Source organism: Micromonospora arborensis (genome assembly GCF_003205615.1).
Classification (GTDB): Bacteria; Actinomycetota; Actinomycetes; order Mycobacteriales; family Micromonosporaceae; genus Micromonospora; species Micromonospora arborensis.
This window is the reverse complement of record NZ_PYBV01000063.1, coordinates 26,152-47,228: the sequence shown is the minus strand read 5'-3', so window position 1 is coordinate 47,228 and position 21,077 is coordinate 26,152. Positions and strand designations below refer to the sequence as shown.

Sequence of the window (21,077 nt, the reverse complement as noted above, 5' to 3'; positions counted from 1 at the left end):
CCTCGGTCGTGGGCCGCAGCGGCCCGCGCGCACCTCAGCAACGGATCCGTGGTGCCAGCCGCACGTCTGCGGGACCGTCACGGTCCAGGTAGGTCGACTCGATGAAGGCCAGGAAGCGTTCCGCGTCCGCCGCGGTGGAGGCCAGACCGAAGGAGACGCGTACGGCGCCGCCGGTCGGTAGCCCCAGCGCGGCGAGATGCTGGTCGATCGTCCCGACGTACGCGAGGTTCGTACCGCGCAGCAGTCCGGGGTTGATCCCGAAGGCGGCCTCGGCCGAGCCCGGATTGCAGAAGCAACCGGTTCGTAGGGCGAACCCGGCCGCCGAGGTTTCGTACGCGACCAGCCGCTCGTCGACGAGCGTGCCGTCCGGGTAGCAGAAGTTGAACGCCACGGTGCCACCCCGGGCGTCGCCCGTCGACGGCCCGTAGATCCGGACCAGTGGCTGGCCGTTGCGGTGCCGCAACGCGGTCAGCCGCTCCAGCAGCCAGCCGGTGAGCAGGCCGACCCGGGTGTGGATGAGGTCCACGCCGATCGAGTCGAGCCAGCGCAGCCCGAACTCCACGTCGGGGATGCTGAGGAAGTTGAGCGTGCCGTCCTCGAACCCCGTCTCGTCCCCCATCGGCTGATGCCAGTCACCCTGCACACTGACCGCCCGGATGGTGCCACCCGCGAACCAGGGGCGACGCAGCCGGCTCAGCGCGGCACGCCGGGCGAGCAGCGCCCCTACGCCGGTGGGGTAGCCGAACAGCTTGTACCAGCTCAGGCAGACGAAATCCGGCCGCACGACGCTCAGGTCCAGCTGGTTCGTCGGGGCGAACGCCGCGGCGTCGAGCAGCACGTCGTACCCGTGCTGGTGGGCCAGGTCCACCCAGTCGAGCGGATGCTGCACACCGGTGAAGTTGCTCTGCGCCGGGTACGCGAAGAGCCCCACGGGGCCCGACCGCCGCGACCAGGGACGGCCTGCACGCGCGGCCAGCGCGGCTAGCACGTCGGCTTCGGCCACCCGCAGGTCGGGCCCGGCGGGCGGCACGTAGCGGACCGGCGAGCGGGCCGCGCGGGCGTACTCCCGGATGCCGTTGACGGAGTTGTGGTTGTCCCAGGTCAGCACGAGCGGACGGCCCCGGCCGAAGCCGTACGCCTCGCCCACCAGGCGGCAAGCGCCACTGGCGTTGGGCGTGAAGACGACCGCGTACTCGCCGGGGTCGGCGCGGAAGAAGTCGAGCACCGCCCGCCGGGCCGACTCGACCAGCCCGCCGGCCGCCTCGGAGGTGAGGTTCTCCGAGTGCGGGTTGCTGTACAGACCCGCGAGCAACCGGTCGTGATGGGCGATGATCTGCGCTCGGGCGGCCACCCCGGCGCCCGTGTAGTCGAGGTAGACCCCACCGTCGCGGTCGAGGTGCCGGTACTCGGTGGCGCGCAGCTCGTCGATCCGGGCGGTGCCCGCGTAGGCGGCGGTCACGGGGAAACGCGCCGTGCACGCGCGCGGCTCAGCCGTCATGTCGAACGTGGTCGGACCGGCTCAGGGCACGCCTGTCGAGTTTGCCGTTGGGCAGAGTGGACAGGGACTCCACCCGCTCGAACACGGTGGGCACGGCCACGGCGGGCAGCCGGTCGAGCAGGTGTGCGCGCAGGGCCTTCTGCTCCACCGGCTCGCTGCAGACGACGTACGCGACGCTCCGGTAGGGGACGGCGACGCCGGCGAGAAGCACCGCCGGGTGGGCCATCAGGGCGTGCTCGATCTCGGCCGGCTCGATACGCATCCCACCAATTTTAAGCTGCTCGTCAACGCGTCCGTGGTACCGCAGCAGGCCGTCGTCGCCCATGCTGACCCGGTCGCCGGTGCGGTACACCGGCCCCCCGGACACCACCCCAGGCGAGGAGATGCACAGCTCACCATCGCTGATCGAGACCGTCGTGCCGGGGATCGGACGGCCGATCGGCACCGGGTCCTCCCCCACCGCGCACCTGTGCACCGTGCTCCAGACGGTGCACTCGGTGGGGCCGTACTCGTTGTAGAGCGTCGCGTCAGGCATCCGATCGTGGTGCAGGTCGACCAGGCCGGGCGGGCAGCTCTCCCCGGCCACGATCACGGTTGTCAGGCTGGGCACCGGCGAACGCAGCATGAGGCGGTAGAGGGATGGCACCATCAGCGTGTGGGTGGGCCGGTGCACGGCGCCGGTCCGGACGATCGCCCGCACGTCGAACGGTCGGTCGGTCGGGATGACCAGGGTGCCTCCGGTGCACAGCGTCCAGTAGATGCCTGCCACCGAGCTGTCGAAGGAGATCGACGAGCACAGCAGAAACCGCTCGGGTGGGCGACCGTAGTACTCCAGCCGGGCGCCGGTGGAATAGCTCAGGGCCGCCCGCGACACCGTGACCGCCTTCGGCACGCCGGTCGAGCCGCTGGTGAACAGCGTGTACGCGTCCGGTCCGTCCTGCCAGTCGAAGCGGGTCGGACGCAATGTCGCCAGCAGTTCCTCGGTGAGCGTCACGCGAGCGCCGCTGCCGGCGGCCATCAACTCTCGGCGGGCCGCCGGGAACGCCGCGTCGATGGGGACGTAGCGCGCTCCCGCCCGCAGCACGCCGAGCATCGCCACGATGGCCCAGCCCGACAGCCGGGTGTGCACGATGACCGGATCGCCGACGGCCACCCCCCGCTGCGCGAGATGGGCGGCGACCGCACCGCTCAAGCCGTCCAGGTCGGCGTACGTCAGGGACTGCTCGGGATCCACCACGGCCAGCGTGTCCCGGCGCGCGCGCAGTTGGGCGGCCAGCGCCTCGGGGATCACCGCCGGCCAGCCAGGATCGGCATCCGCTTGATCCCGCCCAGCCAGTTCGACCGTACGCGCTCGATTTCGGCCGCCGGTTCGAAGGACGCGAAGGTGGCGAAGAGTTCCTCGAAGAAGACGCGCAACGTCAGCCTGGCGACTGCCGCCCCCAGGCAGTAGTGCCGGCCCTCCCCGAAGGCCAGGTGCCGGTTCGGGTGACGGTCCGGGTCGAGGGTGTCGGGGTCGCGGAAAACGGACTCGTCACGGTTCGCCGACCCGAGCCACACCACGACGGCGTCGCCCGCCGCGACGTGTACGCCGCCGAGGGTGGTGTCGCTCGTCGCCAGCCGCATGAAGTGCCCGGCCGGTGAGCTGAACCGCAGCGCCTCCTCCACCGCGCGGCCGATCCGCTCGGGTCGCCGGGCCCAGTCCTCGTAGCGCCCGGTGCGGATCAGCTCGGCCAGCACCGCGCGGGGCACGTGCGGGAGGGCCGCGCTGCCGCCGAGCAGCACGCTGTAGCAGTTGGCCACGATCGCCCCGGCGCGCAGCGGCATGGCACCCAGCAGGTCCACCAGGTCGCCGCGCGGGCGCCGCCGGTGCGAGAGCACCAGGTCGAGCAGGTACGCGAACAGTTCCCGATGCCCACGGTCGAGGGTCGCCGACGGCCCGCCCGGCAGCATGACGTCCGGGTCCTGTTCGGCCACCGACATGGACACCCACCGGGCCAGGTCGGGCCAGTCCGCCGCCGGGATGCCCATCAGCGGCCCCAGGAAGGCCATCGGCAGGGCGGAGGTGAGCGAGACGAAGTCCACGAGTCCGTCGGCGGGGCCGAGCAGCTCCCGTACGAAGGAACGGATGGCCGGTTCGTGTCGTGCCACCGCACGTGCGGTCATCTGCTGCTGCAGCGGCCCCCGGATGAGGCCGTGTCGCGGCGGGTCGCTCGCCGCGAACTGCTGGTTCTGCGCCGGTTCGGGCCGGCCGAGCATGCTGAGCACCACCCCACCGGTGGAGGTGAACCGGGCATGGTCGGCCAGGACGGTTCTGACGTCCAAGTGGCGGGTGACCGCCCAGAAGCCCGACCTGTCCGGTACCGGCTGCCAGCTGACGGGATCCCAGCGGCGCAGCGTCCGCCACGCCGCGTGCGGGTCGCCGCCGTGCAGGTCGGGGTCGGCGAGGTCGATCCGGTCCGGGGGGCGGGTGTGCCCACACGGCGGGGTTCTCATGCGGCCAGCACCTCGTCGACCAGCTCGGCGATGGTCGGCTTGAGGAACAGCACCGCGGCATCGACCTCGACGCCGAGCTGGTCGTAGAGGTCCATCAGCAGGTCGGCGGCGAGCAGTGAGTCGCCGCCGAGGGCGAAGAAGTCGTCGTCGACACCCACCGGCGTGACGTTCAACTTCTCGCTCCAGAGCCGGGTCAACATCGTCTCAAGCTCGCTGCGCGTCTGCACGGATCTCCTCCCAACTGTCGATGAATCGGCGGACCAGGGCCTGCATGTCGGCTCCCCGGTGCGAGCGGCGGTAGCGCACGCAGGCGGTGTAGGCGCCGCCCGCCCCCGGCTCGAGCCAGAACGCCAACCCGTTGACGGGGAGCAGCGGCCCGCCCAGCCCGAGGCCCGGCGGAATCGTCAGCGGCTCGATCCCGGCACCCTCGGGCACCTGGATCACCTCGAACTGGGCCAGGCCCGGCCCGCCGTCGGCGAACAGCGGGCCGGTCTGTGGCACCGCGTCCAGCAGCACCGGGAACGGGATCTCGTGCGCGTACGCCTCGGCGAACGCACGGTGCACCGCGCCCACCGTCGGCGTGCCGAGCCGCACCGGCAGCACGTTCATGTACAGCCCCACGGTGTCCCATTCGGAGCGCTGCCGCCCGTGCGTCAGTACGGGGATGACGGCCTCGCCCGGGCTGAGCGGGCCGAGGGCCTGTGCGAACGCGGTGAGCAGGACGACGAACGGGGTGCTGCGTACGGCCCGGGCGACCTCGGCCGCCTGCTGCTGGGTGATGCCGCTCGGCGTTCTGATCTCGGCCGTGCCCTTGTCGTCGTCGGCGCCCGGGGCCAGGGCCGGTACGTCGGCGAGCAGCTCCCGCCAGAACGGCACGGACCGGTTGACCCGTTCGGGTGCCGGGGTCGACGTGCTGCCGTGGTAGGAGGGGGCCGGCCCGGTCCCCGGCTTCAGCACCTCGCGCAGCAGCAGCCGCATCGACCATGGGTCGGACACGTTGTGGTGCGCGACGAGCAGCAGCTCGCGACCGGCCAGGTACGCCCAGAGCAGGCACTTCGCATCGGGCGGGTAGCGGCCTGCGGAGGCCGCCGCCCACACGTCGTCGACCGTGCGCAGCCCGACCGGTCCCGCACCCAGCACGGGGTGCCGGGCCAGGATCGCGTCCAGGGTGTGCCGCAGGGCGGCGGGGTCGGGTTCGGCGGGTAGCCGGACCCCGCCCAGTGCGACGAACCGGTCGGGGTTCGCCGGCCCACCCGTCCAGGAGAGAATGCGCTGGCCGAACGGCTGGTCATCCACCTCGTACACCTCCGATGGCCTTGCCGGCCGGGTCGACCGGCGACCGCCCATGCGGTGCCGGGAAGCTCGTCGTCGGCTGACCGCCGGCGGGCGCGTCGGCCTCGTCCGGCAGGTCACGCCATCGCCGGAGCGGCGAGAAGTAGAGCACCAGGCCGGACGCCCACACGCCGGCGGCCGCGATCCACAGCGTCGGTCGGACCCCCAGCCAACTGCCCAGCAGCCCACCCGCCAGGGCGCCCACCGGCATCACCCCGAAGATCACGAATCGGACCGACGCCGTCATCCTCCCCAGCAGCTCCGGGGGGCAGACCCGTTGCCGGTAGCTGACCACGGCCGCGTTGTAGATGGCGAACAGCATTCCCATGCCCGCCATGCCGACCGTGTAGGCGGCCGGACCCCAGCCGGGCTCGGCGGCCGGTACGAGCAGCACTGTCCAGCCGAGCCCCAGCGGCGCGACCCAGATGATCCGGGCCGTGCCCACCAGGCGCGCCAGCCGTGTGGACGCCAGGCCGCCGGCGATCCCGCCCAGCGTGGTCAGCCCCATCACCACACCGACCATGCTTTCGCTCAACCGCAGGTCGCGCACCAGGTACAGGACCGCCAACGCGAAGAGCATCTGACTGAACAGGTTGAACGACGCCGAGGCCGCCACCAGTCGGGGCATGACCGGGTGGCGAAACACGAAGGACAGGCCGTCGCCCAGCTCGCGGCGGAAGTCCCGACGCCGCGTCACGACCGGCGGCTCGTCGGCACCGCGGATCAGCAGGAGGGACACGGCGTTCAGCACGTAGGCGAGCGCGTCGACGCCCGCGGTACGCGCCACGCCCAACACCGACACCAGCGCGCCGCCAACGCCGTACCCGGCGATCTGCGAGACCGAGTACGTGGTCGTCAGCTTGCCGTTGGCGTCGAGCAGTTGGTCCTTGCGGACGATCGACGGCAGGAAGCTCTGATGCGCGGTCTCGTACAGCACGGTGCAGACGCTGGACAGCAGCGCCACGGTCCACAGCTGCACCATCGTGATCCAGCCGGCCCACGCGCCGACGGCGACGGTGGCCACCAGCCCGGCCCGCACGAGATGACAGAGCACCATGACCCGGCGTTTGCGCATCCGGTCCACCCACACCCCGGCGGGCAGGGAGAGGAACACGTAGGCCACCATCCGGGTGGCGCTGAGGATGCCGACCTCCACGGCCGAGGCGTCCAGCACGGTGACGGCCAGCAGCGGAATGACCAGCAGCGAGACGGCATCGCCGACCTCGCTGAGGGTCCGACCCGACCACAACACCATGAAGTCACGGTGTCGCCACAGACTGCCGCTCATGCCGCGTCCTTGACCGCGCGCAGCAGCAGGTCGGTCATGACGGTCAGGAAGCGTTCCACCTCGGGGCGCCCGTACCCGCTGCGCATCACCCGCATGGTGAGCTGCACGTACGGGTGCACCCGCGCCACAACGTAGAAGCTGGGTCCGCTGTACGCGCGAGGGGCGAGGAACTCGATGCGCCCGGGTTCCGGCTCGGACGACACGGGATCGGCAGCGGCGTCGGGCGGCGCGGGGATGAAGGTGAAAAAGCTGCCCTGATCGAAGTACGTCAGGTCGCCGGCGAACGGGTCGTACACGCCGTGCTGCAGGGCGCGCACCGCCGCGACGTTAATGTCACGGGCCGGCGGGCGCAGTGGCCCGTCCGGGTCACACCCGGCCAACATGGGCACCCACTGAGTCATGGATGACACCAGGCGCCGCACCGTGGGGTCCATCCGGTTCGAGGACAACTGCCACAGCAGTTGATCCGGCTGGCCCGTTGTCGCGGCCAGCGCCTGCGCGTACACCGTCAGCAGCAGGGTGGGCAGAGTGACACCCAGCCGGCGGGCCGCGTCACGAACCGCGCCGTGCGGAATGCCGGTGTCTGCGCAAGCCCGCACCAGCGGACCCCGGGACACCGAAACCTTCGGTGCGGCAGCGACGATCTGTCGGCGGTATTCGCCGGCCGCGACCAGTTTGGCCTGGAAGGCGGCGGATCGTTGGCGTTCGGCCACCTCGCGTGGGGCGGGGGCGTCGGCGGGGCGCTCACCGCGCAGCAGTGCGTGAAAGTCGGACTCCAGGATCGTCACGGCGGCGCCATCGGCCACGATGTGGTGGATCAGCACGTGGACCTGCGGCGTTCCACCTTCGTCGGGAGTGCGCACCCAGGCCCGCCACGCCGGCGCGGCGGCCAGGTCGAACGGGTCGCGGACGGACGCCTCGGCGAACCGCACGATCGGGTCGCGCAGGACCACCTGCCGCACGCCGCCGGGATCATCCGCCGCCCGGTACACGGTGCGCAGCGACTCGTGCCGGGCGGCCAGGGCGGTGAGTGCCTGGAGTACCTGCTCCTCGGTGGCCCCGGCCGGAGTCGACCAGATCAGGTCCTGATTGGACTCCCACATCTGCTCCGGAGGGCGTACCGAGAGGGACCGCCACATCGAGAGCTGACCCATGGTGAGCGGGTGGTCACCCAAACTGTGCATGACTTCTCCAAGGCCGAAGGGTGGGTGGCCGCCGGCCGGCGACCACCCACCGCGCTTCACACGGATCTCAGGTGGCGCAGTCGTTCTTCCGCATCGTCCGTACCTCCTCTCGGCACAGTGGTCGGTTTCCTCCGGCCATCAGGTGAGTCCGGAGGCGCTCCCAACGAAATGGAGCGTCACGGTCAGGTCCAGCTGATGCCACGGTTGCGGACGTTGCGCATGCGCTTCTCCTCTCCCGTAGATGGCGGCCCCCGTGCCCGCCAGGTGACCTCAGCGTCGGCCGCCGCTCGCTTCGGCGGTAGGGCTGTCGGCGTTCGAAGTCGTTCGGCCTTGTTCGACCGGAGCGTCGAACGTCACCGGGTTGGAGGCGGGCCGCCGAGGCCACAGCGGTACGAAGACGAGGACCGCCATCGCGCCCGCCAGGCCGCTGAACCCGATCACCGTGGTGGCCGGCCACCGGTCGGCGGCCAGACCCGCCAGGACCATCGCCGCCCCCTGGAGCCCACTGAGACCGGTGATCGCCACCCCGAACGCGCGTCCCCGGTACTGCGTCGGCACCGCCCGGCCGAACAACGCGTTCAGCGGGATGGCGAAGGCGCTCGCGGCGCCGGCCAGCACCAACAGCAGCAGCATCAGCCACAGCGGAGGGGCCAGCCAGGCCACCGTCAGCACCCCTGTCGACAGCGCGGCCAGGGGCAGGATGAGTCGTGGCCGGGCCGCCGGTGGACAGAAGCGGGTGAGGGCGACTCCGCCGACGGCCATTCCCAACGGCGCCGCCGCCAGCAACAGCCCGACGGTGCCGGCGCCACCGCCGTACTGTCGGGCCAGCGGTGCCATCAGCCCTTCGGCGGCGTAGGTGAACGCGCTGGCCGTCCAGAGGACGAGGACGTAGGACCGCAGCCGGGAATCAGCGAAGATCACCCGCAGACCGACCGCCCGGCCACGGCGGGTCGGGCGCGACGGTGGTCGGGGCGCGGGGCGGGAACGCACGCCGATCGTGATCAGCAGGGCGGAGACCAGGAACGTGCCGGCATCCACCAGCAGGGCGCCGCGCAGCGACAGCAACGCCACCAGACTGCCCCCGACGGCGAAGCCGACCACCTGCACGACCTGGGCGCAGATGTTGTCCACGCCGTTGGCCACGGCGTAGCGGTCGCCGTCGAGCACTTCCGGCATCAGCGCCGCCCGCGCCGCTACGAACGGTGGCCGCATCAGGTTGACCACGAAGAGGAGCACCACCAGGGCCGGCGCGGGGAGGGCCGGCAGCGCCGCCAGCGGGATGAGCGCCGCGCGGCCGAGGTCGCACGCGATCATGACGCTTCGTCGCGGGAATCGGTCGGCGAGGCCGGACAGCAGCGGCCCGCCGGTGAGCCAGGCGAGGTAGGAACTGGCGTAGCCGGCCGCCGCCAGGGCGGCGGACCCGGTTTCGGTGAAGACGAGGTACGCCACGGTCACGGCCGTGAGCTGGTCGCCGGCCAGGGACAGCAGGTACGCCCCGAACAGGTGGCGGTATTCGCGCACCGCGAACACCTCGGCGTACGTCGCGGCGCGCTCGGTCACTTCGCCCCCGTCGGGTCCCCGCACCCGCTGTCGTCAGGGCGCTCGGCCCAGACCGTAGCCGCGCTGGCGCGCCAGGGGCCGGGACCAGGCGTTCGGACCCGTTCGGATCTGTTCGGAACGAGTGCGGCCAGCCGACGCGGGTCAGCCCCGGCGACGCCAGGGCAGCCACCAGCCGCGGCGGGGCCGGCGGGCCGGCGCGGTGGCGGTCACCGGCTCGGTGGCGGGCGGAAGCTGCTCGCGTCGGGCACGCCCGGTGCGCCACTGGCGGACCACCTCGTCGGCGTTGACCGGCCGCACCGCCACACGCGGACCCTCGGGGTTACGCAGCCAGGCCACGATCTGGGCGTTGAGCTGGGCCACGAAGTCTCGTACGGACTGTTCGGTGGGCAGGTCGCGGACCTCGTCGGGGACCTGCTCGACACGCCGACGCAGTTGCAGCGGGGTGGGCAAGAGCAGGTCGCTGGGCAGCGCCTCACGTTCCAGGAAACTCTTGATCCACCACGACTCGTCGTACGGTGCTCCTCGACCGGGGATCGGCTTGCCCATGCCGGGCAGGTCGTCGAACTCCCCGCGTTGCACGGCTCCCCGGATCTGCGCCTCCACGGCCGCTTCCCACGCATCCGTCACCCTGCGGCACCTCCCCTGGCCACCGTAACGCGCGTCTTCTCGACGGCGACGCGCACTGCAACGGATCAGCGCAGCCGCCCCGGTGAGCATTCCCGGTGGACGCCGCCCAGGCGGTTTCCTCCCGGGTGACCGGTTACCCGAGGCAGGCCACGACCTGCCCGTTGGCCCTGCTGCGGGACGCTCTGCTCGCCTACGGTCAGGATGAGTGTTCGAGGAACGGGGGCCGTCATGGTGGGCACGGGTGCACTGCTGGGTATCGCGCTGGTGGCGTTGGGGCTGGTGCTCACACCCGGCCCGAACATGGTCTATCTGGTCTCCCGGTCGGTGGCGCAGGGCCGTCGGGCCGGGCTGATCTCACTGCTCGGGGTGGCGGCCGGGTTCGGCGTCTACCTGGCGGCGGCGGTCGCCGGCCTCGCCGCCGTGTTCGTCCTGGTGCCGACGCTGTACGCGGTGGTGAAGCTCGCCGGGGCCGGCTACCTGCTCTGGCTGGCATGGCGGACGCTGCGTCCCGGTGGGCGCTCACCGTTCACGCCCGCGCCGCTGCCACCCGACCCGCCTCGGCGGCTGTTCACCATGGGCCTGGTCACCAACCTGCTGAACCCGAAGATCGCGATCCTGTACGTGTCACTGCTGCCGCAGTTCATCGACCCGGCGCGGGGGCACCTGGCGATGCAGAGCCTGCTGCTGGGCCTGACCCAGATCGCCGTGGCGCTGAGCGTCAACGCGCTGATCGTGCTCAGTGCCGGCGCGTTGGCCGGGTTCTTCGCCCGCCGGCCGGGATGGCTGCGGGTGCAGCGGTGGCTTACCGGGACGGCCCTCGCCGCGCTGGCCGTCCGGATCGCCGCGGACCGGTCCCGGGCGGCGGTCGCCACCGGCTGAGTCGTCGCTCAGGCTCGCGCTCCGCCGTCGACCCGCAGGACCGCGCCGGTGACGAACGAGGCGCGATCACTGAGCAGCCAGGCGGCGGCCTGGGCGATTTCGTCGGGTTCGGCCACACGGCGCAGCGGCTGCGATGCGATGCGATGCCCCTGGCGCGGGTTCTGCTCCGTCATGGAGAAGGTGTGCGCCATGCAGGCCACCGACCGGGGCCTCACGGCCGCCTTCCTCACCCGGTTCCCCGAGGCCGTCGACTACGAGCGCGCCCGAACCCACGCCGAGAACAGCCTTGCCCGGCTGGTGCAGCGCGCCAAGGACGGGGGACAGTTGCGGGACGACTTCGACCCCGCTGACGTCACACTCCTGCTCCTGGCCAACAGCGGCATCGTCGGAGATTCGCACCAGGTCTCGCTGGCCGCGTCCCGACGACTGGTCGCCTACCTCCTCCAGTCCTTCCGGGCCGGCGACACCGAGCCCTTGCCCCCGCCTCCCCCGCTGGCACTGCACCACATTCACCGACCTCCGCCCCGCCGCTAGGCTGACCGCCCGGGCCGCGAGCTGACCCACCGGCGGCCCGGCACTAGACTGCGACCTCGATGGACGCCCAGCCCACCACCACCGAGACCCGCCCGTGTGCCCACTGTGGACGGCCGGTGCCGCAGCGTGTCGGCGCGGGCCGGCCGTTTCGCTACTGCCGGGACAACGACGGTGCCTGCCAGCGTGCCTCCCGCAACAGCCGGATGCGGCACCGCAACGCCCCCGGCCTGCCGGGGCAGGTGGCCCGCACCTGGGAGGCGGTGGACCGCCTCGACCAGATCGTCGAGACGTTGACCGAGTCGCTGCACGCCGAGTTGTCCCCGGTGGGTGTGCAGCGGCAGCTCGCCCAGGCTCGCGCGGAGGCCGCCACCGAGATCGCGGCGGCGCAGACCGAACGCGACGAGGCCCGCGACGACGCCGAGACCGCGGCCGCCGACGCGGCGCGTGCCCGTGAGCAGGCCCGCGGTGCTCTCGCCGATGCCGACGACGCCCGGCAGCGCGCCGAGCAGGCCGTGCGGCAGGCCACCGCGGCCGACGAGCGGGCGCAGCGCGCCGAGGTCGCCCGTGCGCAGGCACGCAGCGACGCCAGTGCCGCCGAGGCGCTGCGGACCCAGGCCGAACGCGACCGCGACCAGGCCCGCGCCGAGGTGCGTGACCTGCGGGCGGAACGGGACACCGAGCGGCAGCGGGTCGCCGACCTGACCGTGGAGCGCGACGCGGCGCGCGCAGACGCCGAGCGGGCCACCCGGGCCGCCGCCGAGGCGACCGAGCGGGCCGGGCGGTGGCAGGCCGAGGTGCAGGACGTGCGGCGCCAGATCGAGCAGGCCCGCGCCGACGCCGCGCGGACCCGCGCCGAGGCCGCCGACGCCGCCCGCGCACGCGAGCAGGCCGACCGGGCCCGCGACCGCGCCCAGGTCGCCGCCCTTGCGGCCGACGAAGCCCGGCAGGAGGCCGCGGAGCTTGCGGCGCGGCTGCGCGCGGAGCTGGCCGCCACGGCCGCCCACCGCGACACGCTCACCACCGAGCTGGCCGCGGCCCGGCAGGCCGTGGCCACCGCCGAGGGCAGCGTCACCGCCCTGACGGTACGGCTCGACGCCGCCGAAACCGACCGGGACCTGGCGCAGCGGCGGGTGGCGCAGCTCGGTGACCAGGTCAGCGACCTGGCGTTGGCGCTGGCCCGACTCGGCGCCGCCACGCCCGGCGACAGCACCCGATGATCTGCGCGCAACCTTCGCTACGCTCAGGCGGTTAACATCCCCGGTGGCAGCGGACAAACATCCCGTTGCGACCCGCCTGGGCATCACCTGACCGGGTGACTGTCCCGGCCGGCTACCCTTGGTCCCGGCCCACCCGTGGACGCCTCACGCCCTCGGGCGGGAATGGCTCGACGGGGACGCACCGTTACACCCAGAAGACCAGCACCACGAACGAGGGGAAGTCGATCATGGGCGAGCGTATGCTGCGCGGAAGCCGCCTTGGCGCGGTGAGCTACGAATCCGACCGCAACACGGAGCTCGCGCCGCGTCAGACCCGCGAGTACCTCTGCGCCAAGGGCCACCAGTTCGAGGTGCCGTTTGCCGTCGACGCCGAGGTCCCGATGACCTGGGAATGCAAGTTCGACGGCAGCGTCGCCCGACTCGTCGACGGCAACGAGCCGGAGCAGAAGAAGGCCAAGCCGCCGCGTACCCACTGGGACATGCTGCTGGAGCGGCGCTCGATCGCCGAGCTTGAGGACATCCTCGAGGAACGCCTCCAGGAGGTTCGGACCCGCCGCGGCCGCGCCTGAGCCGCACGACGCACGACGACGGCGCCCCCGGGGAAACCCCGGGGGCGCCGTCGTGTCTGTGGCCTGGCCGGCCGTGTGCTCAGTGCCGACCCGGCTCGATGATCTCGCCCTCGATGGGCCGGCCGCCGTCGACCACCACCGGCCGCTCCGGCTGCGGGGTCGGTTGCGGCGCCCCCTGACGCACCCGCACCGTCCGGGGCCCGAACAGGTCACCGGCGACCATCGACGACACCCGCCGCTCAGTGGTGCGTCGCACCCCGGCGCGGGCCAGTCGACGCACCGGCGGCACCAGCAACAGCAACCCGACCAGCCCGCTGACCAGGCCGGGCACCGCCAGCAACAGGGCGCCGGCCAACCCGACGAGCCCGTCGGTGACCTGCCCACCCGGTGGTTGCCCGGCCGCCGCGGCGGAGCGGAAACCACGCCAGGCGCGCATCCCCTCGCGGCGCAGCAGCACCAGCCCCAGCAGCGACGCGGCGAACACCAGCAGCACCGCCGCCCCGAACCCCAGCGCCCGCCCCACACCGACGAACACCGCCAACTCCAGCACCACCGCCAGCAACAGGGCCAACGGCACGAACCTCAGTCCTCGGCGCATCTCACCTCATCGCCATTCCCGCGACACCACGGACGTGTCCCGCTCATCCAGCATGACACGGCCGCGCTCACGGCCACCGCGCCTGACCGGTGGACGTGCCGTGCAGGCCACGGCGTACCGCCTGCCGCCGGTCCTGCACCCCCCAGGCGGTGATCCGCCACAGCGCCTCGGCCACGATCCGCGGGCTCATCTTGCTGTCCCCGTGTTCCCGTTCGGCGAAGGTGATCGGCACCTCCACGATGCGTACCCCGGCCCGGTGCGCCAGCCGGGACAACTCCACCTGGAACGAGTAGCCCTGCGACGTCACCGACCCCAGGTCGATGGCGTCCAACGCGCCCATCCGGTACACCCGGTAACCGCCGGTGGCGTCCGAGACGGGCATGCCCAGAGCGAGACGGGCGTACAGGTTGCCGCCGCGCGACAGCAGCAGCCGCCGCAGCGGCCAGTTGACCACCTGCGCGCCGCTGGTCCACCGCGACCCGATCACCACGTCGGCGTCCCGGGCGGCGTCCAGCAGCGCCGGCAGGTCCTCCGGTGCGTGCGAGCCGTCGGCGTCCATCTCCACGACCGCGTGGTAGCCCCGTTCCCGCGCCCACCCGAACCCGGCCAGGTACGCGGCACCGAGGCCCTGTTTGCCCTGGCGGTGCAGCACCTGCACGTGCGCGTCGCCGTCGGCCAAGGCGTCGGCGATCGCACCGGTGCCGTCGGGGCTGTTGTCGTCGGCGATGAGGATCTGCACCGCCGGGGCTGCCCGCCGGACCCGGCCCACGATCATGGCGATGTTGTCGGCCTCGTTGTAGGTGGGGATCACCACCAGCACCCGACCCACCCCGGGCACCTCGTCCGGGCGTCGGATCGTATCGGTCGCCTGGATCATGGTTCCTCCGCTCCCGCCGGCGTACCGGCTGTTGCTATTCGGGCATGACCCGCTGCCGCCGGCGCAGCACCGCCGCGCCGACCAGGGCCGCCACGGCCAGCGCGGCGAGCGTCATCTCCGGCCACCAACCGAGGCGGGTGGCGAGGGTACGTCCGTCGTCGAGCCGCAACTGCCGCACCACGACCTCCCGGGTGTTGAACCCGGTGGCATCGCTTACCCGCCCGTCGGGTGCGACGAACCCGGACACGCCGACCGTGGACGCCATCAACGCCGGCCGGCCGTGCTCCACCGCCCGCAGCCGCACCATGGCCATCTGCTGGCGGGCCTCCGCCACGTCGAAGGTGGCGTTGTTGGTCTGCACCACCAGCAGTTGCGCGCCACCGATGACGGTGTCGCGGACGATATCGTCGTAGGCGACCTCGAAGCAGATCACGTCACCGAGCACAGCCGGGCCGGCGCGTACCACGCCCGGGGTGCTTCCGGGCACGAAGTCGCTGCGGATCAGGTCGACCTGCTTGCTGACCATCCGGGCGACGTCGCGTAGCGGCACGTACTCGGCGAACGGCACAGGGTGGCGCTTCGTGTACAGCTGACTCATGTCGGCGCCGGCGCCGGGCCGCCACAGGATGCCCGCGTTGCGGACCTGCCCGGGGCCGGGGCCGAGCAGCACCGCGCCGACGAGGATCGGCGCGTGCACGGTGTCGGCGGCCTGGGAGATCCGTGCCCCGGCGGCCGGGTTGCGCAGCGGGTCGATGTCGCTGGAGTTCTCCGGCCACACCACCAGGTCGGGTTGGCGTTCCTGACCGGCGGCGACCCGCCCGGCCAACTCGATGGTGGCGTCGACGTGGTTGTTCAGCACCGCCTGCCGTTGGGCGTTGAAGTCCAGACCCAGCCGGGGCACGTTGCCCTGCACGATCGCCACGGTCACCGTGGCGCCCGACCCTGCGGTGGCGACCGGCACCAGCAGGCTCCCGGCGGTCAACGCGACCGCCACAAGGGCCGGTACGGCCACCGGCGCCCACCGCCGCGCAGGCGTGTCACCGGGTGGCCCGCTGGCCTGCGACACGGCGTCCTGCGGGGTGCGCCGGGCGGCGGCCCAGCCCCGCCACACGGCGGTGACCAGCAACCCGCCGGCGAGCGCCACCGCGAAGGTCACCAGCGGCGCACCACCCAGCGCGGCCAGGCGCAGCAGCGGGGAGGTGTCCTGGCTGAACGCCAACCGCCCCCACGGGAACCCACCGAACGGGGTGCGGTCGCGCAGCGCCTCCTGCCCCACCCACAGCAACCCGGTCAGCACCGGCCACGCCCAGCGGACCCGGTCGGCCAGCGGCGACACCCAGGCGGTGGCCGCGCCCAGCAGCGCCAGGTATCCGGCCTGCAACAGCGACAGCAGCACCCACGGCAGGTAACCGGTGTGCAGGTTCGTCCAGGCCAGCAGCGGGCCGAAGAGCGCCACCCCGGTGAGGAAACCCAGGCCGGCGCCGGCGCGCAACCGCCGCCGGTGTGCGGCGGCGGCCAGCATCGCCACCCCGACCGGCGCGAGCGGCCACACCCCGTACGGGGGGAACGCCACCAGCAGGGCCAACCCGGCGGCCACGGCCAGGGGCGCGGCGAAGCGCAGCGGCAGCGGCCGGCCGGTGCCGACCGGCGGCGGCAGCGTTGCCGGGGTCAGGGCCTCGTCCCGGTCCAGGGTCGTCACCGCTCTACCTCGATCACGGGGCGAAGGCTACCTGGCTGGGGGGCGTACCGACCGCATCGGGCCGGCGGGCACACACCGCCCAGCGGACATGAAATCGGGGCGCGGCTGACGCCGCGCCCCGATGCTCCCAGGCCCTTCCCGGCCGGTGTGGCGAGAATGGGGCACGACGACCTTCGGACCGACCAGGCGTGGACTGGCTGCCCCCGCCGGGCCGTTGTCTACTGGCCGTGCACCTCACCCTGCCCGTACACCGGTAACCGCGGCCGGTTCGCGCCGCCCCGCCGACCCCCGCCCGCTGGACCTGGCCGCCGCGACTGTGACGCTGAAAAATGTCGCTCGGCCAGCGGACGAGAGGACGAAGCGAACAACAGCCGCTTCCCGTGGTAGGACTCAAAGACGGTACGTGCCGACCCCCGTCGCTTGTCAACCCACCCCCGGCCTGTCGTGTCTTGCGACACGGCGTGTCGGGTCGGCGAGTCTCAATGCGTGCGCAGATGGTGGCGCAGCAACGCCCCCGCCGCCGCCCGGTGCTCCTCGGCGAGCAACCCCCCGGCGGCCAGCACATAGTCGGCGTCGACCACCGCGGCGGCGGCGCGCGGCAACGCCCACCCGCCGGCGTGGTCGGCGAGGACGGCCGTCAACACCTGCCGGGACGCGTCCGTCGGCGCGTGCCGCAGCACCCCACCGGAACCCACCAGCAGCCGCACGTCGCGCAGGTCCCGCCCGGCCCGCTCACCCGTGGCGGCGCCCCGGGCGTGGCGCCGCAACGCCACCGTCGCCGCGAGGGTGGCGATGCGGGCGTCCACGGCCCGTTCGACGTCGTCGACGGCCAGGAACGCCGGGTCGGCGGCCCGGCGTGCCGCGGCGGCGGTCAGGTCGTCGGCGTCAGCGGAGCTGAGCAGTCGTTCCTCGGCGGCGGCGCGGACGACCCCGGGAGCGCTCCACCGCATGCCCAGGTCACCTTCCACGGTGCGGGCCCGCCACAGGCTGCCGGTGACCTCCCGAGCCGGCCCGGTGGCCCGTTCGTCGGGGGTGAGCACCGAGTACACGTCGGTGGTGGCACCACCCACGTCGACCACGGCGAGGTCACCGCCGATGGTGTCGGCGAGCACCTCCACACCGGTGAGCACCACGTCCGGGGTGGCGGCCCGCACCAGCCGCGCGAACCGGGTGCCCTTCGACAGCCGTTTACCGCCGATGACGTGACGCAGGAACACCGCCCGGATCGCCGCCCGCGCCGACGCGGGGGCGAGCACCCCGATGCGGGGCAGGACGTTCTCCGCGCCCGTCACCGGCACCCCGGCGGCCTCCAGCAGCCCGGTCAACTCCGCGCGGACGTCACTGTTGCCGGCGAACACCACCGGCACCCGCCAGCGGGCACGGGCCAGGCGGGTCGCGTTGTGGGTGACCGTCTCGGCGTCACCGCCGTCGGTGCCGCCGACCAGCAGCACCACGTCCGGTCGGGCCGCCCGCAGCGCCGTCAGGTCCGCCGCGCCCAGCCGACCCGCCGCCACGTGCACCACGTGCGCCCCGGCGGACAACCCGACGCGTCGGCCCGCCTGCGCGGTGACCAGCGGCTCGTAGCCGATCACGGCCAGCCGCAGCCCACCACCGGCCGACGAGCACACGTACCACGGCACGTCACGCACACCGAGCCCGACGGTGGCCGCCGCGACCGCGGCGTCCAGGCCGTGCAACACGTCGGTGCCCACCGTGGTGGGCGCCGACGCCGCGCCCACCAACACACCGGCGGCGAGGTCCACCACCGCGACCTTGGTGTACGTGGACCCGACGTCCGCGCAGACCGCCAGGCTCACGAGCCCTCCTGTTCGCGACTGCGGGGCTCGCAAACCCGGCTCACTCCTCGCGACTCACTCGGGTTGCCCTGTTCGCGACTGCGGGGCTCGCAAACCCGGCTCACTCCTCGCGACTCACGGTGGCGGCGGGAACGACCACGGTCCCCGTCGCGGTGACCGCCACGATCGGCGGGTCGAGGACCTCCGCGGCGGACTCGGAGCGGTCCGGACGGCCCCGGCACACCACCGCGCAGCTCAGTTCCAGGGTGCGGCTGCGAGTGCCGACCCGCGACACCTGCGCGGTCACCTGCACCACGTCACCGGCGCGGATGGGCGCGTGGAACCGCACGTCGGAGTACCCGGCGAACAAGCCCTCGTCGGAATCGGTGCGAATGCACACCTCGGTGGCGACGTCGCCGAACAGTCCGAGGGCGTACGCCCCGTCGACGAGGTTCCCGGCGTAGTGGGCGTGCGAGTACGGCACATACCGCCGGTGGGTCACCGTCAACCCGAGCCTGGAGTCGGTCATGGCGTCGCCTTCCGCTGCGTGATCAGGGCGTGCACGAGGTAGCTGGCCACCTCGCCGGGCGTGGTGCCGCGACCGAAGATGCGGTCCACGCCCAACTCGTCGGTCATCGTCTCGTCGAAACGGGGACCCCCGACGATCAGCAGCGGCCGCCGCCCCGCCGGCAACGCCTCCCGGAACGCGGCGGACATCTCCCGGGTGTTGTGCAGGTGCGCGTCGCGTTGCGTGACCACCTGCGACACGAGCACCGCGTCGGCCTTCTCCGCCCGGGCGGTCTCCACCAGCTCCGGCACGCTGACCTGCGCACCCATGTTGGTGACCTTCAACTCCCGGTAGTACTCCAGGCCCTTCTCCCCCGCGATGCCCTTGACGTTGAGGATCGCGTCGATGCCCACGGTGTGCGCGTCGGTGCCGATGCACGCCCCGACCACGGACAGTTTGCGCCGCAACCGCTGCTTGATCACCGCGTTGACGTCCTTCGCCGACAGCAACGCGAAGTCCCGCTCCACCACCTGCACCGCGTTGAGGTCGACCAGGTGGTTGACCCGCCCGTAGACGACGAAGAAGGTGAACCCGTCACCCATTCCCTTGGCGTGCACCACCATCGCCGGGTCGATACCCATCCGGTTGGCCAACTGCACCGCCGCACCCTCGGCCCGCTTGTCGTGGGTCACCGGCAGGGTGAACGACACCTGCACCATCCCGTCGCCGGTGGTGTCCCCGTACGGCCGCACGATCTGCTTCTGCGCCCCGCTCACACCGCCGCTGCGCGGCTGCGTGAGCGCAGCGCTGCTGTGCTGGCCGGTTCGCTCACTGCGCTCGCTCACGCCGCCGCCTCCAGGATGTCGGTGGCCGGGTTGCAGTAGTCCGCCTCGTGCGCGGCGACCCCGGCCAGGCCCTTACCCCGGTCCGCGGGCCGCTTCATGATCCCGAACGTGCCCTCGGCGATCGCCGTGAGCAACGTCTGCTCCCCGATGCGGTCCAGCAGGTCCAACGCCTCACCGAGGACCTGGTTGGCGCGGCGGCGGATGAACCCGTCGGGCGCCGGCACGAAGTCCTCGTGCAACCCACCGGCGGCGCCCAGCACGTACCGCACGTTCTGCAGGGCGATGTCCCGGTCGGACAACCATGGCGTCACCACCGCCTCGGTCATCATCCCCACCAGCAGGATGCCCTGACCGGTCAGCGCGCCCGCCAGGTTGAAGAACCCGTCGAGCAGGTTGCCGCGGAACACGTCGCCAGTCATGTGCTTCGTCGGCGGCATCCACTTCAGCGGCGCGTCGGGGAACAACTCCCGGGCCAGCAACGCGTGCGCCAACTCCAACCGGAACGACTCCGGCACCTCCGGGTTGATCTCGAACGCGTGCCCCAACCCCAACTGCCAGTCCGCCAACCCCGCCTCGTGCGCGAAGAACTCGTTGAGCAGCTGCGACACCGTCACCGTGTGCGCCTCGTCGACCGCGTCGGCGGTGGTCAGGTAGTTGTCCTCACCGGTGTTGATGATGATCCCGGCCCGGGCGTGCACCTGCCGGGAGAACCGCTGGTCGACGAACGTCCGCACCGGGTTGATGTCACGGAACAGGATCCCGTACATCGAGTCGTTCAACATCATGTCGAGCCGTTCCAGGCCCGCCAGGGTCGCCATCTCCGGCATGCACAACCCGGACGCGTAGTTGGTCAACCGCACGTACCGGCCGACCTCCTTCGACGACTCGTCGAGAGCGGCGCGCATCAGCCGGAAGTTCTCCTGCGTGGCGTACGTGCCGGCGAACCCCTCCCGGGTCGCACCCTCCGGCACGTAGTCCAGCAACGACTGCCCGGTGGAACGGATCACCGCGATCACGTCCGCACCCGCCCGCGCCGCGGCCTGCGCCTGCGGGATGTCCTCGTAGATGTCCCCGGTCGCCACGATCAGGTAGATCCACGGCCGCTGCGCCGGATCACCGTGGCGCTTCACGAGACGGTCCCGCTCGGCGCGCCGCCGGTCGATGCGTCGGATACCCGCACCGACCGCCCTGCGCGCCGCCGACCGGGCCGCCGTGGCGGCCCGACCGGTGGGCTGGGCGAAACGCACCGACCCGGCGGCGGCCTTCTGCGCCAGCAACGTCACATCCGTGATCCCCTCACGGACCAGGGCGTCGAACACCGGCACCGCCACCCCGTGACCCAGCCCCACGTCCGCGGCGACCGCGTCGACGAGACGGTTGACCCACGGGATGCCATCCGGGTCGGCGCCGGTCACCCCGGCCAGCCGCAGCACCGCCCGCTCCACCGACACCGTGGTGTGGCTACGCGCCAGGTCCACCACCGGCTGCCCGGCCCGACGCGCCAACTCCCGCGCCCGCGCCACCAGCACCGGATCAAGATCAAGCTTGCCGGTCACGCCGTCGCCCCCGCCAC

21 protein-coding genes are annotated in these 21,077 nt (G+C 72.6%); 4 read left to right on the top strand and 17 right to left on the bottom strand.

Annotation, left to right across the window (positions count from 1 at the left end):
- Positions 1-34: 34 nt before the first annotated feature.
- The 9 genes from C7C45_RS32260 to C7C45_RS32220 all read right to left on the bottom strand — a co-directional run bounded on the left by C7C45_RS32260 (position 35) and on the right by C7C45_RS32220 (position 9,982).
- Complete coding sequence (locus C7C45_RS32260; protein ID WP_110568599.1) at positions 35-1,498, bottom strand: aminotransferase class V-fold PLP-dependent enzyme; 1,464 nt, start codon at positions 1,496-1,498, stop codon at positions 35-37.
- Entirely contained in the window at positions 1,488-2,789 is a 1,302-nt protein-coding gene (locus C7C45_RS32255; RefSeq protein ID WP_110568597.1) for an amino acid adenylation domain-containing protein, read from the bottom strand. Before C7C45_RS32255 ends, C7C45_RS32260 begins: the two co-directional genes overlap by 11 nt.
- A complete protein-coding gene (locus tag C7C45_RS32250; protein WP_110568595.1) occupies positions 2,786-3,991 on the bottom strand; it encodes a cytochrome P450 in 1,206 nt (401 codons plus the stop codon). Before C7C45_RS32250 ends, C7C45_RS32255 begins: the two co-directional genes overlap by 4 nt.
- Positions 3,988-4,218: a phosphopantetheine-binding protein gene (locus C7C45_RS32245; protein WP_110568593.1), complete on the bottom strand. Its 231-nt coding sequence runs from the start codon at positions 4,216-4,218 to the stop codon at positions 3,988-3,990. The genes C7C45_RS32250 and C7C45_RS32245 overlap by 4 nt, the downstream gene beginning before the upstream one ends.
- On the bottom strand, positions 4,196-5,287 hold the full coding sequence (locus C7C45_RS32240; protein ID WP_167454908.1) for a condensation domain-containing protein: 1,092 nt from the start codon (positions 5,285-5,287) through the stop codon (positions 4,196-4,198). Before C7C45_RS32240 ends, C7C45_RS32245 begins: the two co-directional genes overlap by 23 nt.
- On the bottom strand, positions 5,280-6,611 hold the full coding sequence (locus C7C45_RS32235) for an MFS transporter (protein WP_110568589.1): 1,332 nt from the start codon (positions 6,609-6,611) through the stop codon (positions 5,280-5,282). Before C7C45_RS32235 ends, C7C45_RS32240 begins: the two co-directional genes overlap by 8 nt.
- Positions 6,608-7,795, bottom strand: a complete 1,188-nt coding sequence (locus tag C7C45_RS32230; protein WP_110568587.1) for a condensation domain-containing protein — start codon at positions 7,793-7,795, stop codon at positions 6,608-6,610. Before C7C45_RS32230 ends, C7C45_RS32235 begins: the two co-directional genes overlap by 4 nt.
- 270 nt (positions 7,796-8,065) lie before the next feature.
- Positions 8,066-9,355, bottom strand: a complete 1,290-nt coding sequence (locus C7C45_RS32225; RefSeq protein ID WP_167454907.1) for an MFS transporter — start codon at positions 9,353-9,355, stop codon at positions 8,066-8,068.
- Positions 9,356-9,496: 141 nt separating this feature from the next.
- Positions 9,497-9,982 carry a DnaJ family domain-containing protein gene (locus C7C45_RS32220; RefSeq protein WP_110568584.1) on the bottom strand — a complete coding sequence of 162 codons (486 nt, stop codon included), beginning with the start codon at positions 9,980-9,982 and terminating at the stop codon, positions 9,497-9,499.
- A 228-nt stretch (positions 9,983-10,210) separates the two neighbouring features.
- On the opposite strand from C7C45_RS32220, the gene C7C45_RS32215 reads away from it, so the two are divergent.
- Entirely contained in the window at positions 10,211-10,861 is a 651-nt protein-coding gene (locus tag C7C45_RS32215; protein ID WP_110568582.1) for a LysE family translocator, read from the top strand.
- Positions 10,862-10,869: 8 nt separating this feature from the next.
- Here the strand turns inward: C7C45_RS32215 and C7C45_RS32210 are convergent, their stop codons facing one another.
- On the bottom strand, positions 10,870-11,052 hold the full coding sequence (locus tag C7C45_RS32210) for an SDR family oxidoreductase (RefSeq protein ID WP_341866533.1): 183 nt from the start codon (positions 11,050-11,052) through the stop codon (positions 10,870-10,872).
- On the opposite strand from C7C45_RS32210, the gene C7C45_RS32205 reads away from it, so the two are divergent.
- From C7C45_RS32205 to C7C45_RS32195, 3 genes are all read left to right on the top strand, one after another.
- Entirely contained in the window at positions 11,051-11,395 is a 345-nt protein-coding gene (locus tag C7C45_RS32205) for an SbtR family transcriptional regulator (protein ID WP_208641498.1), read from the top strand. The two genes, C7C45_RS32210 and C7C45_RS32205, sit on opposite strands and share 2 nt — an antisense overlap.
- A gap of 59 nt (positions 11,396-11,454) precedes the next feature.
- Positions 11,455-12,612: a coiled-coil domain-containing protein gene (locus tag C7C45_RS32200; protein WP_110568580.1), complete on the top strand. Its 1,158-nt coding sequence runs from the start codon at positions 11,455-11,457 to the stop codon at positions 12,610-12,612.
- 227 nt (positions 12,613-12,839) lie between these two features.
- On the top strand, positions 12,840-13,181 hold the full coding sequence (locus C7C45_RS32195; protein WP_030489777.1) for an RNA polymerase-binding protein RbpA: 342 nt from the start codon (positions 12,840-12,842) through the stop codon (positions 13,179-13,181).
- Between the two features lie 79 nt (positions 13,182-13,260).
- Here the strand turns inward: C7C45_RS32195 and C7C45_RS32190 are convergent, their stop codons facing one another.
- From C7C45_RS32190 to kamD, 7 genes are all read right to left on the bottom strand, one after another.
- Positions 13,261-13,779, bottom strand: a complete 519-nt coding sequence (locus tag C7C45_RS32190; RefSeq protein WP_110568578.1) for an FxsA family protein — start codon at positions 13,777-13,779, stop codon at positions 13,261-13,263.
- 67 nt (positions 13,780-13,846) lie between these two features.
- Positions 13,847-14,656: a polyprenol monophosphomannose synthase gene (locus C7C45_RS32185; protein WP_110568576.1), complete on the bottom strand. Its 810-nt coding sequence runs from the start codon at positions 14,654-14,656 to the stop codon at positions 13,847-13,849.
- Positions 14,657-14,690: 34 nt separating this feature from the next.
- Entirely contained in the window at positions 14,691-16,346 is a 1,656-nt protein-coding gene (gene lnt / locus C7C45_RS32180) for an apolipoprotein N-acyltransferase (protein WP_244200685.1), read from the bottom strand.
- A 488-nt stretch (positions 16,347-16,834) separates the two neighbouring features.
- On the bottom strand, positions 16,835-18,172 hold the full coding sequence (locus tag C7C45_RS32175; protein ID WP_110568572.1) for a glutamate mutase L: 1,338 nt from the start codon (positions 18,170-18,172) through the stop codon (positions 16,835-16,837).
- Between the two features lie 100 nt (positions 18,173-18,272).
- Entirely contained in the window at positions 18,273-18,680 is a 408-nt protein-coding gene (gene kal / locus C7C45_RS32170; protein ID WP_110568570.1) for a 3-aminobutyryl-CoA ammonia lyase, read from the bottom strand.
- On the bottom strand, positions 18,677-19,435 hold the full coding sequence (gene kamE / locus C7C45_RS32165; RefSeq protein WP_280101417.1) for a lysine 5,6-aminomutase subunit beta: 759 nt from the start codon (positions 19,433-19,435) through the stop codon (positions 18,677-18,679). Before kamE ends, kal begins: the two co-directional genes overlap by 4 nt.
- Positions 19,436-19,500: 65 nt before the next feature.
- Positions 19,501-21,060, bottom strand: a complete 1,560-nt coding sequence (kamD, locus tag C7C45_RS32160; protein ID WP_110568568.1) for a lysine 5,6-aminomutase subunit alpha — start codon at positions 21,058-21,060, stop codon at positions 19,501-19,503.
- Between the last annotated feature and the right edge of the window lie 17 nt (positions 21,061-21,077).